Origin of the sequence: Agrobacterium sp. SORGH_AS_0745 (genome assembly GCF_030818995.1) — a bacterium.
Lineage (GTDB): Bacteria > Pseudomonadota > Alphaproteobacteria > Rhizobiales > Rhizobiaceae > Agrobacterium > Agrobacterium tumefaciens.
In genome coordinates this window covers 986,577-1,003,489 of the sequence record NZ_JAUTBI010000001.1, presented here as the reverse complement: position 1 = coordinate 1,003,489, position 16,913 = coordinate 986,577, and the positions used below count along the sequence as shown (strand labels likewise).

General features: G+C 58.8%; 13 protein-coding genes and 1 tRNA gene. 3 read left to right on the top strand and 11 right to left on the bottom strand.

From position 1 onward, the window contains the following. The first annotated feature begins 5 nt into the window (after window positions 1-5). Together QE432_RS04490 and QE432_RS04485 are read left to right on the top strand one after the other, a co-directional pair. Window positions 6-1,154, top strand: coding sequence for an alpha-hydroxy acid oxidase (locus QE432_RS04490; protein WP_306623463.1), 1,149 nt, complete (start codon window positions 6-8; stop codon window positions 1,152-1,154). Window positions 1,155-1,356: 202 nt separating this feature from the next. Further along, entirely contained in the window at window positions 1,357-2,316 is a 960-nt protein-coding gene (locus tag QE432_RS04485) for a MarR family winged helix-turn-helix transcriptional regulator (protein ID WP_306623461.1), read from the top strand. A gap of 16 nt (window positions 2,317-2,332) precedes the next feature. Here QE432_RS04485 and QE432_RS04480 read toward each other — a convergent pair whose 3' ends face one another. The 11 genes from QE432_RS04480 to cpdR form a co-directional block, all read right to left on the bottom strand. After that, window positions 2,333-4,537, bottom strand: a complete 2,205-nt coding sequence (locus tag QE432_RS04480; RefSeq protein ID WP_306623458.1) for a methyl-accepting chemotaxis protein — start codon at window positions 4,535-4,537, stop codon at window positions 2,333-2,335. Between the two features lie 297 nt (window positions 4,538-4,834). Beyond that, on the bottom strand, window positions 4,835-6,334 hold the full coding sequence (locus QE432_RS04475; RefSeq protein ID WP_306623455.1) for an FGGY-family carbohydrate kinase: 1,500 nt from the start codon (window positions 6,332-6,334) through the stop codon (window positions 4,835-4,837). Then, entirely contained in the window at window positions 6,327-7,169 is an 843-nt protein-coding gene (locus tag QE432_RS04470) for a class I fructose-bisphosphate aldolase (protein WP_003511545.1), read from the bottom strand. The genes QE432_RS04475 and QE432_RS04470 overlap by 8 nt, the downstream gene beginning before the upstream one ends. Before the next feature lie 2 nt (window positions 7,170-7,171). Further along, window positions 7,172-8,896 carry a glycerol-3-phosphate dehydrogenase/oxidase gene (locus QE432_RS04465; RefSeq protein WP_306623453.1) on the bottom strand — a complete coding sequence of 575 codons (1,725 nt, stop codon included), beginning with the start codon at window positions 8,894-8,896 and terminating at the stop codon, window positions 7,172-7,174. 122 nt (window positions 8,897-9,018) lie between these two features. Further along, window positions 9,019-10,017, bottom strand: a complete 999-nt coding sequence (locus QE432_RS04460) for an aldo/keto reductase (RefSeq protein WP_038494401.1) — start codon at window positions 10,015-10,017, stop codon at window positions 9,019-9,021. Further along, complete coding sequence (locus QE432_RS04455; RefSeq protein WP_038494403.1) at window positions 10,014-10,988, bottom strand: sugar-binding transcriptional regulator; 975 nt, start codon at window positions 10,986-10,988, stop codon at window positions 10,014-10,016. Before QE432_RS04455 ends, QE432_RS04460 begins: the two co-directional genes overlap by 4 nt. Before the next feature lie 29 nt (window positions 10,989-11,017). Further along, on the bottom strand, window positions 11,018-12,019 hold the full coding sequence (locus QE432_RS04450) for an ABC transporter permease (protein ID WP_003511562.1): 1,002 nt from the start codon (window positions 12,017-12,019) through the stop codon (window positions 11,018-11,020). Between the two features lie 12 nt (window positions 12,020-12,031). Continuing rightward, window positions 12,032-13,552 carry a sugar ABC transporter ATP-binding protein gene (locus QE432_RS04445; protein WP_065704480.1) on the bottom strand — a complete coding sequence of 507 codons (1,521 nt, stop codon included), beginning with the start codon at window positions 13,550-13,552 and terminating at the stop codon, window positions 12,032-12,034. A gap of 69 nt (window positions 13,553-13,621) precedes the next feature. Next, window positions 13,622-14,635: a substrate-binding domain-containing protein gene (locus tag QE432_RS04440; RefSeq protein ID WP_306623451.1), complete on the bottom strand. Its 1,014-nt coding sequence runs from the start codon at window positions 14,633-14,635 to the stop codon at window positions 13,622-13,624. A 554-nt stretch (window positions 14,636-15,189) separates the two neighbouring features. Then, a tRNA-Val gene (locus tag QE432_RS04435) sits at window positions 15,190-15,264 on the bottom strand. Between the two features lie 81 nt (window positions 15,265-15,345). Then, on the bottom strand, window positions 15,346-15,708 hold the full coding sequence (gene cpdR / locus QE432_RS04430; RefSeq protein ID WP_003497910.1) for a cell cycle two-component system response regulator CpdR: 363 nt from the start codon (window positions 15,706-15,708) through the stop codon (window positions 15,346-15,348). 181 nt (window positions 15,709-15,889) lie between these two features. Here cpdR and QE432_RS04425 point away from each other — a divergent pair, with 181 nt between their 5' ends. Further along, window positions 15,890-16,774, top strand: coding sequence for an N-formylglutamate amidohydrolase (locus QE432_RS04425; protein WP_065704484.1), 885 nt, complete (start codon window positions 15,890-15,892; stop codon window positions 16,772-16,774). Window positions 16,775-16,913: the final 139 nt, after the last annotated feature.

The following is a 16,913-nucleotide window of genomic DNA, read 5'->3' as shown; positions in this document are numbered from 1 at the left end:
AACAAATGCAACTTAAAGACTGCTACAATTTCCACGATTTTCGCCGAATGGCAAAACAGCGTCTTCCCGGACCGATCTTCAACTACATCGACGGTGCTGCCGACGATGAGGTGACGTACCGGAGAAACACGGCCGCCTTCGAGAATTGCGATCTCGTTCCCGACGTGTTGCGGGGCGTGGCCGATGTGGACATGTCTGTCACCGTCATGGGGCAGAAGCTGGCGATGCCGGTCTATTGTTCCCCGACGGCGCTTCAGCGTCTCTTCCACCATCAGGGGGAGCGGGCGGTTGCGGCCGCAGCCGGAAAATTCGGCACGATGTTCGGCGTTTCTTCACTCGGCACGACCAGCCTCGAGGAAGCGCGCCGGATCAGCGGCGGCCCACAGGTCTATCAGTTTTATTTCCACAAGGACCGTGGTCTCAACCGCGATATGATGGCGCGCGCCAAGACTGCGGGTGTGCAGACGATGATGCTGACGGTGGACAGCATCACGGGTGGGAACCGTGAGCGCGACAAGCGCACCGGTTTTGCCATTCCGTTCAAGCTCAATCTTTCCGGCATTGCGCAATTCGCCATCAAGCCGGCCTGGGGGATCAATTATGTGACGCATGAGCGCTTCAGCCTGCCCCAGCTCGACGGCCACATCAAAATGGACGGCGGCGCGCTCTCCATCAGTCGCTATTTCACCGAAATGCTCGACCCATCCATGACGTGGGACGACGTCGCACAGATGGTGCGTGAATGGGGCGGCCCTTTTTGTCTGAAGGGTGTCATGTCCGTGGAGGACGCCAGACGCGCCGTCGATATCGGTTGCAGCGGCATCGTGCTTTCCAATCACGGCGGTCGCCAGCTCGATGGCTCGCGTAGCGCCTTCGACCAACTGGCCGAGATTGTCGACGCAGTCGGTGACCGTATCGATGTCATGATGGATGGCGGGGTTCAGCGCGGAACGCACGTCCTCAAAGCCCTGTCTCTGGGGGCGAAGGCCGTGGGGCTTGGCCGCTATTACCTTTTCCCGCTTGCCGCCGCCGGACAGCCGGGTGTCGAGCGGGCGCTTGAGCTGATGCGCATCGAAATCGAGCGCGGCATGAAGCTGATGGGCTGCACCACCGTCGACCAACTGACACGCCGGAACCTGCGGTTTCGTGACTAGAGCGGTGTCAGCGCGAGAAAATCGAGGCCTGTCGAGCTTATCGACAATATAGTCGGATAATCACCCGTACCGAATGACCCCTTTGAAACCACCACAGCGGTTTCGAGAGGTTTTCACGCTATCGGCGCTGCGCAGTGGTGACCTTGGCAAGACCGATCGAATATGATTATGGTTGCATGATGCAACCATAATGGATTTTGGCATGTCCGAAAGACCCTTTCCCATAAACGATATCCGCTCCACCTCGCGTCGGCTCGTGCGCGAACTCGGCTTCATGGGTGGAGACTTTGCCGGCACCGATCTGCCGCCCTCCGCCGTGCACGCCCTGATCGAGATCGAGGCATGCCCACGCATTTCCGCACGCGATCTGGGAAAGATGCTTCGGCTTGAAAAGTCGAGCATCAGCCGCATGCTTCGCAAACTGGTTCTTTCGGGCGATGTTCTGGAAGAAACGGACGAAGAGGATAGTCGTATCAAGCGGTTGCGCCTCGCCGGGCGAGGACAGAAGCGGGTCGAAGCCATCCACACCTTTGCCAACCGACAGGTATCAAACGCACTGTCGCGGCTCGCGCCTGCGGATGGCCAAAAAATCCTTGACGGGCTTCGCCTTTATGCCGACGCGCTGGGATACCGGGCCGACGCCGCGATCGAAATCGTCAGGGGCTACAGGCCCGGCCTTATTGCCCGTATCACGCAAATGCATGCGCTTTATTATGCCCGGACATCAGGCTTCGGCCAGCGCTTCGAATCCGTTGTTGCCGAAGGTCTCGCCTCCTTTTGCAACCGGCTCGAAAGCCCGCAAAATGCGATCTGGGTCGCAATGCGTGGAGACGATGTCATCGGCTCCATCGCAATCGACGGTGAAGATCTGGGACCGGGAACCGCGCATCTGCGCTGGTTCATCGTCGATGATGGCGTGCGTGGCGGCGGCGTCGGGCGAAGGTTGTTGGCAACTGCCCTTGCGTTCACGGACGAAAAAGCGTTCGCCGAAACCCATCTGTGGACTTTCAACGGACTTTTGGCGGCACGGCATCTTTACGAGGCCCAGGGTTTTACCTGTGTAGAGGAACGTCCCGGCAGCCAGTGGGGAAGCGAGGTTCTGGAACAGCGCTTCGTCAGGCCGCTTCCTGTGGTTGGCGACGCTGAACGTGAAGCGAACTAAACCCCGTGGCGGCCGATCAAGCCGCCTTGAGAGCCCCCCGATGAGCAAGTGCGCCTGAACCCAGCTCGAACTGGCCGAGCAACCGGTTCAGCGCATCGACCTCGCCTGCAAGATTGTGGCTTGCGGCGGTCATTTCTTCCACCATCGCGGCATTTTTCTGCGTGTCCTGATCCATCTGGTTCACGGCGGTATTGATCTGCTGAAGGCCGGACGACTGCTCTTGCGCGGATTCGACGATCGCGGCGACGTGCTGGTTGATCTCCTGCACTTCGGCGACAATCGCGTCGAGTGCCTTGCCGGTGTCGCCGACAAGATGCACGCCCTCTTCGACCTGCTGGTTCGATTTTGTGATGAGCGACTTGATTTCCTTCGCCGCGCCGGCAGACCGCTGCGCAAGTTCGCGCACCTCCTGCGCCACCACGGCAAAACCCTTGCCCGCCTCGCCGGCTCGCGCTGCTTCCACGCCGGCATTGAGCGCCAACAAGTTCGTCTGGAAGGCAATCTCGTCGATCACACCGATGATACTGGAAATCTCGTTCGAGGATTTTTCGATCCGCTCCATCGCGATTACGGCCTGACGCACGACTTCGCCCGATCGTTCCGCACCGATGCGCGTGCGGGAAACCAGACGGCCCGCCTCATGCGCACGGTTCGCGGCGTCTTTCACGGTTATCGTGATCTCTTCAAGAGCTGCGGCGGTTTCCTCCACGGCAGCAGCCTGCTGCTCCGTCCGCCTTGCCAGATCATCGGAGGCTGCCTTGATTTCATTAGCGCCGGCATCAATACCGGCGGCATTATCCGATACCCGCAGAAGCGCGTTCTGCAACTTCCCGGCAGAACCGTTAAAATCGTTGCGCACGGCATCGAACCGCTCGACAAAGGGATCGTTGATACGACAGGACACGTCGCCATCTGCGAGCCTGGCCAACGCCTGAGCCAGACTGTCAACCGCGAAACGGATGCCGCTCGCCTCATCGGCCGCCTTGTGTTCGCGGGCCACCCGCTCCTGTTCGCCAAGAGCTCGGTTGGCTTCCGCTTCCTGCTCCAGCAAGGCTTTTTCACGATTGTTTTCGCGCAAAACGTCAAGCGAGCGGGCAAGATCGCCGATCTCGTCCCTGGTCTCGATATCCTTCAATGTCAGCTGGAGATTTCCACGAGCGATCTGGGCGGTCTCATCGATGACATTCGTGATGCGGTTGATGAACCGCCGTGCAATAAACCAGCCGGCCATCGCCAGCAGCACCGCCGCCGTTACGATCGTCAGGACGGCGTCACGCATCATTGCATGCAGCTGCGCAAAGACCGTGTCCTCCGGAACCGAGACGATTGCGTACCATTTCATGTCGCCGGTGAGCATGACCGGCAAGGCGACGGCAAGGGAAACCGTGCCGTCCTGTGCCGTCATTTCCAGCTCTTTTCCGGGATTGGCGATCAGTTTATCCCAGCCTTCAGTTTGTGCGCCGCCATCTGCGAGGTTCTTACCCATTATCGTCGCATCGGGATGGCTGATGATCTTGCCGCCGCCACTCACAAGGCTCATGAAGCCCGTTCCCATCGGCCGGACGGCTGACAACGCCTTGTTCGTTTCCTCCAGCGACAGATCGAGGCCAGCGACGCCCAGAGTTTTACCGTCGACGATGACAGGTTTGGCGACCGAGGTAATCAGAACCTCCTTGCCATCGATTGCGTAAGAATAGGGTTCGATGACGACTGTTTTCTTCAATGTGAAGGGCAACTGATAATAATCGCCTGGACCCGCGGTGGTATAATCCGTCAATGCGGTGTTGCTTATTTTGCCTCCGCTCCGCACCCAATAGGGTACATAACGACCAGTCGCATCATATCCCTCCTTGTTGACGAAGTCCGCATCCTTGCCATCGAAGGCATTGGGCTCCCATCCGGTCCAGAGACCAAGCAAATCGGGATTGTTCGCCAGCATGTGCCGGATAAGCTGATCGGCCTTGCTCCGATCGGCATCGCCCGACTGCTTCATCGATTCCAGAACCGAGCCGAGGCTATTGACGATGTGAATCATGCCGCCGATATTTTTCTCGGTCGTCAAGGCTTCGGCTTGCGCGATCTGCTGCATACGCTCCATACTGTTGGCCCTCGTATCCTCAAAGGACCGATAAAACAGCACGGCCGAAGCCGCGATCGTTGCAACGACGCCGCATGCGGCGACTGCGAAGATATTACGGCCCGTTGTCGATTTAAACAGCATGTCTCATCCCCACAAAAAATCCCGGCCGCGACGGCTGAGGTCGCTGCGCGCAAGCCCGAAATGTCAGCAACCAGACCGGAGGATAATATTAGAAAACTATGCTTAAAAATTACTTTAATTCATATTTTTAGCGCAATTAAGAAAACAGAAATAAATTATAAAACCGTAATATTACAGTACAAACAAAATATTACGCGATATCCGAACCTTCCGAAACGCCAGCATATATTGCAAGCTACGAGCAAGCTCATGCGGCACGCATCATTGCGTGCCGCTGATCAGGAAAACCGGGAGCCTTTAGTCCTGCAAACGCAGATCACTCCAGAAGCCGCGCAACTGGTCGGTCAATTGTGTGTAGAGGCCGTAGCGCCGCCTATAATGCGGGAGTTGCCCCGCATCCGGCCGGTAGGCACTGGCCACGCGGGTCATCGCTGCGACCGCCGCTTCATAGCCGGGATAGAGACCGACCGCCACGGCCGCGCCGATGGCCGCACCAAGCGCGCCGGTCTCGCGGGCCTCCGCGACACGCAGCGGGATTTCCAGAACGTCCGCCATGATCTGCGGCCAATGCTGGCTGCGGGAACCGCCGCCGGACATGACGGCACTGTCGACCGGCAGCCCCGCTTCCCTGAGAACGCCGATATGGCGGCGGTGTTCGAAACACACACCCTCGAACAGGGCTCTCAGCATGTGGCCTTCGCCATGCCATCCCGCCAGACCATAAAACCCGCCCCGAAATTCCGCGCCCAGTCGCGAGCCGAAGATGAACGGGTGGAAGAACGGATCGTCGGCGCGTTGCGAAACGGAACCGACCAGATCGTTGCAGCGCTCGAAGGCATGGTCACCATGGTCACCGCGAACACGGTGCACGTACCATTCAAGATTGGCCGCAGAGGTGGCGCTGGACTCGATATTGACATAGCGGCCACGTCCAAAGGTCGTGACCATGAAGACATCGGGGCTGATGACCGGTTTATCCGCGAAAACCTGATTAATGCTCCAGGTGCCGGCGATGATAGAAGCCTCCCCGGCGTTGATGACGCCCGACCCCATGGCGCTGGAGACGACATCGAAAAAACCGCCGATAACAGGTGTGCCCTCGGAAAGCCCCGTCAGAGCCGAAGCCTCAGCTGTCACATGGCCGACGATATCCGCCGATTCTACGAGGCGCGGAAAAAAGGCGACGGCATCCTCAAGCCCGTAGAGCGACAGGAGTTCCCGGTCGAGCTTCGCTTCGGGGAAGGCAAGCAACCCCGCACCACTGAGATCGGAAATATCATTGGCAAGACAGCCGGCCAGGCGGAAGTTCAGGAAATCCTTGCAGAACAGCACCGTTCCGATCTGGGCATATGTATCGGGCGCATGCCTTTTCACCCAGGCCAGCAGGCTGGGCGTTTGCGCGGGCCAAGGCCGTTGCAGACAACGGTTCTGTAGTTGCGCGCCGCTTTTCCGGTCAAGCTCTACCGCCACATCGGCGGCTCGGCTGTCAAGCGACTGGATACCGATCAGGGGCTGCTGATCCTTGTCCAGCAGGTAGAGACCGTTGCCGTGGCCGGCGCAACCGACGGCGAGGATGCTCCGGGGATCGACGGACGATTTTGCCAGAAGCTGGCGGATCGCCTCGCATCCGTTGCGCCACAACTCCTCCAGATCGCGCTCGACGTAACCGGGCTGCGGAAATGTCGAATGGCCGTCGATGGCGTGTTGCGCGACCTGCCGGCCGGCCGTGTCGAACAGCACCGCCTTGATCACCGTGTTGCCGACATCCAGACCCAATATATGATTTTTATCAGCCACGATTATAGATGTCCCATGCTTCTTCGCTGCCCGCACCCTGATGGATGATAGCCATCAAGGCGGCAACGACGGCCTTGGGGTTGTCATGCTGGTAGATATTGCGTCCATAGACCATCCCGTTCGCACCTTCGGCCACCAGTGCCGCTGATTTCGCCAGCACGTTGCGCAAGTCCTCACGCCCCCCGCCCCGCACCAGAACCGGGCACCGCGCTGCCTCGATGACCTTGTGAAAATCCAGCGGATTGCTGGTGGGATCGGCCTTGATGATATCGGCTCCCATTTCCGAGGCAAGACGCACCAGCGTGACGATCTTTTCAGCATCGCCATCCACCTGGTAACCGCCGCGCACGTCATTGGGCAACATCACCAGCGGTTCGATCATCAGCGGCATGCCGTAACGATGGCAATCGGCGCGCACGCGGCTGATATTCTCGACGCATTGGCGAAACAGTTCCGGCTCGTCCGGCAACATGAACAGGTTCACGACGACGCAGGCGGCGTCCATCTCCAGCGCGCCGATGATCGGATCGTGATAGTTCTGGAGCTGCGACCACATGGTTCTGTGGCGCGTTGAATTATAGGGGTTGCCCATGTCGATGCGCATGACGAGCGCCGGCTTGTCGCGCTGCGGCCTTTGCTGCAATAGGTCCGCCTGTCCGTAGGTCATCTGGATGGCATCGGGAGCTGCTTCGACCAGCCTGTCCACAGTTTGAGCCATATCCTCCAGCCCGACGAGGAAGCTCGGCTCGTTGCAAACCCCGTGATCAATGGCAACGTCCAAGCATCCACCATTGCGGAACAGCCGGTTCATGCGCGCCTTTTTCGAAATCCGCATCATCATGCATTCTCCTTGCATCTGTGTTTAAGCATTGCCGTCGTGACCCCGTAAAAGGTCTCCAGTTCATCAACGAGCCGCTGCCGTTCGTCCGCCGCCTGCTGTGGCGCCCATCCCAGCTCGCGCGCTGCGACGCCAAGGATCGCATCGATCAGATCGGCATCGATGACGCCGGTAATGGCAAGCGTCGTGCGGCGCAGGATGAGATCCGTCAGATGGCGGACATGTTCGCAGCGGATCAGCCAGACCACCTCTGCCGCCGTGATCGGCGGTTTTTCGCAAAGCGGACTGTCATCCGGACGGCCCCGACAAAAACCCATCAACTCGAAGGCACGTGAACCGTAGGCCGATGCCAGATACTCGGCCCGGTCCCGGTCGATCGAAAATTCCTCCGACAGCAGGGCCGGCAGGCGCCCGGCACCGCTGGGGAAGTTCCTGCCGCCGCCGATCGGGCGGTTCATTGTGCCAGTCAGCCGCTTGCGTCCGAGAAAGGCCAGAGCCTCGTCGGTCACCTGTTCGCCAAAGGCTCTGAACGTCGTCCACTTGCCGCCGATCATGCAGAGCTGTGGCGGATCGCCCTCCACGCGGTGGACGAAATGGCTGCGGGATATTCTTCCGGTAAAGGCCGCGTCGCTGCGCGGCAGCGGGCGTATGCCGCTGAAACTGTAGACGATGTCGGAATGGTCGATGGAAATATGCGGAAAGACCTGACGGACCGCATCGAGAATATAATCACGCTCTTCCGGTTCGCATCGCACCCGTTCGGGACGATCGACCTTGATATCTGTCGAACCAGCGAGAACCCGGCCAAGATAGGGAAAGAGGATACAGACACGGTTGTCGGCATTCTCGAAAAAAATCATATGGCCGTTCAAGGCCTTAAAGAGCGCCTCGTTGGCGAGGATCAGATGCGATCCCTTGGTGCCGGAAACGGTCGGTTTCGCCCTCCCCGCAGCCTGTGTGGTCGTTAGCGCTCCAATCGTCTCATCGATCCAGGCGCCCGTCGCATTGACGATGATGCGTGGCCGGACGGGCAAGGTTTCGTCCGTGCCCTCCACCTTAAGACCATAATCACCGCCAGCACGGACAAACTCGGCATAGTTCAGCGCAATGCTTTGCGGCGCATCGGCCCGGGTGTCGATCACAAGCTCCAGCGCAAGCCGTTCGGGCTGGCTGATCCACGCATCGTAATAGGTGGCCGAATATCTGATGCCTGGCGTCAGGCCCGGCCAGCGTTGCAACGTCTTGCGTGCGTTGCGGAAGGTGTGTCGGGGAAGGATGCGATTTTTGCGGGTGACGAAGTCATAGAGCATGAGGCCCGCCTTGATGGCCAGTGCCCCCCGGCTGGCGGGTTTTCCGCCGGAACCCACAAAGGTCGCAGCCGCGTTGAACAGGCCGCTGAAGGTTGAAAATATCGGGATCGTCGTCGGCAGCGGATGAACCATATGCGGTGCCAGCGTCAGAAGCGCATCACGCTCCCGCAGCGATTCCGCCACAAGGCCGAATTCACCATTTTCGAGATACCGCAGGCCACCGTGGATCATGCGCGAGGGTGCAGCACTGCAACCGGACGAGAAGTCGTTGCGCTCTACCAGAAGCACCCGCAGTCCCTGTAAAGCGAGATCGCGATAGGCGGCGATACCATTGATACCGCCACCGACGACGACGGCGTCGAAATCACCGTCTTGCCGGATGCGGCGTAGAGCGTCCTCGCGAAAACTGGGCATAGGAGTACCGTTCGCTGGCTAACAACCAGCGTCCCAATGTTGTTAAACGTTTAAAGCGACGAGAGAGAGGGGTGGCGAAAATTATGCGCTATTCGCCTGAAGCCCCGTCTCAGCTACATGATTTACGCATCGAGCCCCACGAGATGCTCGGCAACGCCGGCGCTGATGAGAGCCAGTTCATTTTCCGCGAGGCGCAGGCGGGCCGCAGCAGCGTTTTCAACCGCCTGAGCCGGATCGCGCGCGCCGCACAGCGAGAATGTTATGCCGGGCTGGGCAATCGTCCAGGCAATCACGACCTGCGCAATCGACGCCCCATGCGCTTCGGCCACCGGCTCCAGACCCCGCATCAGCCGCGCGATCTTCTCGCGGTTTGCCTGGCTGAAACGCGGATTGCCCTTGCGCTGATCATCACCTGCAAAAACCCGTTCAGGTCCGACCTTGCCCGAGAGGAGACCGAGCGCCAGCGACGAGTAGCTCAGGACCGAAACAGCACTCGTGCGGCAAAGCGGCAGAAGCGTCGTCTCGATGTCCCGCCGCACCATTGAATATTCTTCCTGTATGGCATCCAGCGCGCCGGTGGCGATATAGGCTACCAAATCCTCCGGCGAGACGTTGCTCGCGCCGATCGAACGGATCTTGCCTTCGTCCTTCAGGCGCACAAGCATTTCCACCGTCTCGGCAATCGGCGTCGTCGCATCCTGCCAGTGGGTGACATAGTGGTCGATATAGTCGGTTCCAAGCCGCTTCAGGCTCTCTTCGACCTCATGGCGGATCGAAGCGGCGCCGAGATAACGGTGAACGGGCTTGCCATCCTGGTGGAAGAAATAGGCGCCCTCGTTCACATGCCAGACCAGCCCGCATTTGGTGACCAGCACCACCTTGTCGCGCCGGCCGGCAATCGCCTTGCCGACGATGGTTTCCGCAAGCCCCATGCCATAGGCCGGCGCGGTATCTATCAGGGAAATGCCGGCGTCAATGGAGGCCTGGATAGCGGCGATGGATTGCCGCTCATCGGTGCCGCCCCACATCCAGCCGCCGATGGCCCAGGTGCCCAGCCCCACGGCTGATGCGCTGATACCGCTGCGGCCAATCGTCCGGGTCAATATTGAATTGTCCGTCACGAAGTTTCCCCCTCTTCCTGATCCAGTAAATAGCCGGCGATCGCCTCGTCCACGACGAGCGAGGTCAGATAGCGGCCGGCAAGCGTGGCTGCCACCGGTCCGGCCTTGATGGCCCCGGCCGCCACGCCGATGATGTTCGGGCACCGGGCAAGCTGCCCGGGGTCCAGCGCCACCACGCGCGAGTTGAGATCGATCCGCGCCAGCTGCCCATCCGCCATGGTGAGATGGGCAAGGAATTCCCCGGCAATGCCCGCATCCACCAGCGCCTGCCCGCCACGGGCCGCATCCGGCAGCAGATCGTAATAACCGGAACCGGGCGCCTCCACGGAACCGATGCCAACCAGTGCCACCTGCGCCTGTCGCGCTAAGTCGAACACTTCGCGGATCGAAGCGACATTCATCAGGAGATCACGCTGTTCTTCATCCTCGGCAAATAGCGGCGCATGAATGAGCGACGCGCTGCCGCCGAGCTTCTCCGCCAGTTGCGTGGCCAGATGATTGACATCCGTATAGTGCTTGCCCTGGACACCGCCGGTCAGCGGCACTACCCGCACATCGAAACGGCGCTCGGCCTCCAGATTATCGACGACGGCACTCACCGCCTTGCCGCCGGTAATCGCAATCACGTCGCCGTCGCGGATCGTCTCCAGCAAGTGGTTGGCGGCCACGCGTCCGACCATCTGCAGCGCGGTTTCCGGATTGTCGGACACCGTCGGTGTCACCACCGACTGTCTGAGGCCGAAGCGGCGTGTGATCTCGTTTTCGAGGTCCACCAGCCTCTGATAGGGACTGGCGATAGTGATCTTTACCATGCCTGCCTTGCGGCCCGCCGCTATCATGCGGTTCACCTTGGTGTGGGAAAGATTGAGCCGCTCGGCAATTTCCGACTGCTTCACGCCCTCGATGAAATGCAGCACCAGGACGGAGTACATCTGCCTCTGTTGATCGAAATCGTCCTTGGTATCCAGCATGATCATATCTCTCCAATTACCACAGGCGCTCAGCGGCGACGCTTGACAAGATAGTGGTCGAACAGGACCGCCGTCAGCAATATGCTTCCCCTGATGATGTCCTGCCAGTAGACAGACACATTGAGCAAGGCAAGCGAACTGGAAACGACCGACAGAAGGATCGCCCCGAGGATTGCGCCGAGAATGGTGCCAGAGCCGCCCGAAAGGCTGGCGCCGCCGATGACCGCGGCTGCAATCACGTTAAGTTCCATGCCGACTCCGAAGCTCGGCTGTGCTGACCCGAAGCGGGCCATGTAGATCACGCCTGCGACACCGCACAGCATCGAACAAAGTGTGGTGGTGGCAAACACCACCCGGCCGACGCGGATGCCGGAATAAGCCGCCGCTTTCGGATTGCTGCCGGTATAGAACACCTTACGGAATGCCGTCGTACGCCGCAGCAAGAGATCGAAGCAGACGACCACCACCGCGAATATGATCAGCACCAGCGGAATGCCGCCAAGCGCGCCCTGGCCGATGAATTTGAATTCCGGCGGCAGCGAGTAGAGACCGAGCGGCCGGCCGCCCGTTGCGAGCAGGCAGACGCCGCGCGCAATCACCATGACGCCGAGCGATACGATGAAGTGATGCAGGCCGATGACCGTTGTCAGAAATCCCATGGCCATGCCGACCAACGTGGTGAGGCAGATTGCCAGCCCGGCCGCGACCCAGGGATCGACACCGTTGAGGAATAGCCAGCCAGCCGCAACCATCGCAAGCGCCGTGACGGAACCGACGGATAGATCAATGCCGCCCGAGATTAACAGGATCGTCATGCCGACCACGACGATGCTTTCGATGGCGAAAACCATCGCCATGGCCCGCAGATTGTCGACCGTCAGGAAATACGGGGATATGAAAGACATCACCGCGAAAAGGGCGAGGATGATGACGATAAGTCCGGTTTCCCGTGCCTTGAGCGCCGGTTCCCACCAGCCTGTGCGGCGAACCGCCACTTCTGCAATGCCCGAAGGTGTTTCCGATGTTGCCATTTTCCCGCTCCCTCAGGCCCCTGCCGGGCTCTCTGCAATATTGATCGATGCAAGCTGCATGATCTTTTCTTCCGTCATGTCCTCACCCTCAACCTCGCCGGCAATGCGCCCCTCGCGCACGACCAGTACGCGGTCGCTGACACCGATGAGTTCCGGCAATTCAGAGGATATGACGATCACGCCCACACCCTCGCGTGCCAGTTCCCGGATCTGGCGGTGGATTTCGGCCTTTGCGCCCACATCCACCCCGCGTGTCGGCTCGTCGAGAAAGACGACCTGTGGCTCCACCGACAGCATCTTTGCCAGTGCCACCTTCTGCTGGTTGCCGCCGCTCAAGGTAGAGACAGCGTCACCGACGCTGTTTGCCCGCAATTTCAGCCGGCGTCCCAACTCGTCGGCGCGCTTCATTTCCTTGCGCCGTTCGATAAAGCCCATGCCGTTTGATATCCTGCCGACATCGAGCGCCGAGACATTCGCGGCAATGGACATGTTGAGAAACAGCCCGTTGCCCTTGCGGTCTTCCGACAGATAGACCAGCCCCTCCCGAATGCTGTCGCGATAGTCATTGAGCCTCAGCGGCCGGCCGCGCAACGTGACCTCGCCTTTTGGTTTTCCCTCCAGCCGGCAGACCGCACGGACAATTTCGCTTCGCCCTGCGCCGATCAGGCCGGCGAGCCCGAGGATTTCGCCCCGGCGCAGATCGAAATCGACATCGAAAACGCGCTTTCCCTCGTTCAGTCCCCGAACAGAGAGAATGACGTCACTCGATTTCTCTTCTTCTGCAAGTTTCGGTGGGTAGAGCTTATCGAGCACCCGTCCCACCATGCTGTTGACGACTTCCTCCGGGGAAATCTCCGAGATATTCTCCGTCCTGATGTGGCAACCGTCGCGCATCACCGTGATGCGGTCGCAATGCTCAAAAATCTCCGCCATCCGGTGCGAGATATAGATGATCGCAATCCCGCGTTCCGCCAACCGGTGCATGATCCGGAAAAGGGTCTGGGCCTCGGTTTCGGTCAAAGCCGCCGTCGGCTCATCAAGGATCAGGATACGGCAGTCCAGCGTCAGCGCCTTGGCAATCTCGACGATCTGCTGTTGCGAAATCGACAGATCACCGGCGCGGCTGGCGGGATCGATATCGCCGATTTCCTTGAGGATGGTTGCCGCCCGCTTGCCAAGATCGCGATAATTCATGAACCAGGATTTGCTTTGGCCGGTCTCCGACATGAACATGTTTTCGGCAACCAAAATTTCCGGGCAAAGCGCAATCTCCTGATGCACGAAACCGATACCGAGCCGGTTCGCCGCATTGGGCGAGGATATTTTGACCGGTTTGCCGTCCAGCAGGATTTCGCCGCCATCGGGCTGCAAAATGCCATCGATAATATGCATCAGCGTCGATTTACCGGCGCCGTTTTCACCCGCGAGCGCATGGATTTCTCCCCGCCGCAGCTCAAAGGCAGCACTGCGTAACGCCCGCACGGGCCCGAACGCCTTGTGAATATTCGTCATGTTGAGGATGACCTCGCCCATAACGCCCCTCCCGAACGTGGCTCCCCTTTGCCGGCGAGGCGTAAACCTCGCCTGTTTCAGGGCGGCGCGTCAGCGCCCCTTCATATAGTCATTGAGATCAAAGGAAGCGGCGTTCGCCTTGGTAATCACGGCGAAACCATTGTCCATCGAAGGCACCTGCATCGGGTTGAAGCCCGATACCTTGTAGTCGTTGAAGGGGTCGATCAGATCCGAATGGGCACCCAGAAAGGTGTTCATGAAACCCATGAAGCCCTGAACGCCCTGATTGGGATTGATGGACATGTAGATGTTGCCCTGCTTGATGTGCTCCAGCGTCGCCGGGGTAATATCCGCATGCAGGATCAGGACCTTCTTCTTGGCCTCGAGAACAGCGGTCGTTGCACCTTCAGCCGAACCGGCTTCAGGAATCCACAATGCGCCTAGATTGGGGTTGGCCTGCAACAGGGCACCCACCGCCTGATAGGCGATGTTTGCATCCTGGTTGGTCGCCTGGCGGCCGACGAGCTTCATTTCCGGATAGGTGCGCCCCATGTAATCGATCAGTGCGGTGACGCGCAGATCATGGTTGCTTTGGCCCGGATTTTCGAGAACGGCATATTCGCCCTTCTTGCCCAGCTTCTTGACGATCTCGTCAGCCGCAAATTTCGCCTCGGCAACATTGTCCGAGGTGATGTAGGCGGTGCGTTTCGACTTCGGCGAATCCGCCGCAAAAGTCGTCACCGAAACACCGGAGTCGATCGCCTTGTTGATAGGCTCGATAAAGGGATCGGCCTGCATCGGATGCAGCAATATACCCTTCGGCTTCTTCACCAGTTCCTGCTCGAAGGACGCGATCTGCTTGGTGACGTCGTATTCGGGCGTGCCGGTGAAAACGGCCTCGCAGCCCAAGGCCTTCGCGGCCTGCTTGAAACCTTCAAAGACCGGCACCCAATAGGGGTGGCTGGAAACCATGACGTTCATCACATAGGTCTCGCCCGGTTCACAGGCGAATTTGCCCGCAGCAGCGGCCTGAGAGCCGGCGCCTGCGGAAATCGCCACGGCTAAAACACCCGCGGCAACGGTCGATTTCAGAAAAGCCAACATATTCCCCTCCCAAGGACAATGACCAATACGCAATAAATTTTAAGTCGTGTAATTTATTGCATGACGTTTGAGATATCGGGAAACCGGGTAAGCGTCAATCCGGTTTGCATTTTATTTTTTTGAGTGAAATTTATTGCGGAGCGCATGGATAGTTTGGAGGCTGCCTACAGGATAGCCCGTCGCTCGAGCGAACTCCGCGGATCGAATAGGCAGTCAATCAGCTTGCCTATACCAATCAGCTGGCGGCAGTCGGATGTCTTAAGACCAAGGGATGGCAAGGCGCGATGCACTCAGGACGCCAAATGGCGGGTAGCGCGCAAACGCTTCGGTTCATCACGCCCTCCTCCATGTCCATGCCTCATGGAAGGCCGCTAAGTCCTCCTGCCGATCCTGTTTGCCCTAGTTGGAGTGGTACTTATGACGGTGTCGCAGCGTGTTCCTGTGATGGGACCGTTGACGCATACTCCATAGGGGACAGGTTCGATTGACACTGAGGCCACTATGCAAAAAGGCCCTGCGATTTCTCGCAAGGCCTTGATATTTAAGAATTCGGATGGTGGGCGTGACAGGGATTGAACCTGTGACCCCTACGATGTCAACGTAGTGCTCTCCCGCTGAGCTACACGCCCTCCGTGGCGGCGGATAGACCACAAAACCGGTTCATGCGTCAACTGCTTTTTTTCGGTTTTGTGAAGGTTTTTTGAGACCCCTTACGCCACAAGGAGTTTGTTGACCTCATCCACCAGATCGCGAAGATGGAACGGCTTGGAAAGCACCTTGGCATCCTTTGGAGCCTTCGAATCGGCGTTCAGCGCGACGGCCGCAAAGCCGGTGATGAACATGACTTTCAGGTCGGGGTCGAGTTCAGTCGCGCGCCGGGCCAACTCGATGCCATCCATTTCGGGCATGACGATATCTGTCAGCAACAGCGAGAAAGGCTCTTCGCGAAGCCGGTCGTAAGCGCTTGCGCCATTGTCGAAGGAAGAAACCTTGTAACCGGCTTTTTCCAGCGCCTTGACGAGAAAGCGGCGCATATCGTTATCGTCTTCAGCGAGAAGAATTTTCTGATTCATCATAAGTGACCGTAACTGCTCAATGTTTGAGATACCCTAGCCCGATTATAGGATTTTCACGGTAAATATCATGTGAACACAAGAATCGGTATAGCGCTGCATGGTCGATAGTATGGACTTGCCGCACCGTAACTGGCAACATGAACATCCTGATAGTTTACGACATGGTAAATGGCACTGAATGGACTGGATAACGGGTGAATACGAGCTGTTCGAAGTAACGGAACCTGCCGTTCAAACCCTGCCATTCGTCTATAATTCACCCCATAGCGGTCGCTGTTACCCCATCTCCTTTCTGGAATCGGCGCGGCTTGATTCGCACGAGATCCGGCGCTCGGAAGATCATTTCGTTGACGAGCTGTTCGCCGCTGCGCCCGACATCGGTGCGCCGCTGCTGAAAGCCAATTTTCCCCGCGCGTATCTCGACGTCAATCGCGAGCCCTACGAGCTTGATCCGCGCATGTTCGAAGGCACTCTGCCTCCCTACGCCAATATCGGCTCCATGCGGGTTGCCGGCGGCCTGGGAACGGTACCCCGTATCGTCGCTGAGAATATGGACATCTATGCCAACCGCCTGCCGGTGGACGAGGCGCTATCACGGATCGAGACGATTTACAAACCCTACCACGCCTGCCTGCGCCGGCTGCTGTCACGCACCCACGCCAATTTCGGCATGGCGGTACTGATCGATTGCCATTCGATGCCGGGCAATATCCGCGTTGCCGGCTCGAACCTGCGGCCGGATGTCATTATAGGCGATCGCTACGGCACCAGTGCTTCCCAGGAGGTCTCCCGCGCCGCTCTGCATTTTCTTGAAGAACTGGGTTTCGTTGCGGTCTGCAACAAGCCCTATGCCGGCGGCTTCATCACGGAACATTACGGCCGACCGATCCGCTCTCTTCACGCGCTCCAGATCGAGGTCAATCGGGCGCTGTACGTCGATGAAAAAACGCTTTCGAAGAAAGCAGATTTTCCCGCCATTCAGGCATCGCTTGAAATCTTCATGCGCCAGCTCGGCGTTTTCGTTTCGGAATACGCGATCGAAACCTCGCTCGCCGCCGAATAACACATCAAATTCCAGGATATTTCAGATCTCTGTTCCAAACCGCCTGGCCACGCTCCGGGCAAAAAAAACCGCGCCTTGGCGCGGTCAAGTCTAGGGAGGAAACACCCAAGGAGGGTATTTACAGTCAAAGACTGCAGGA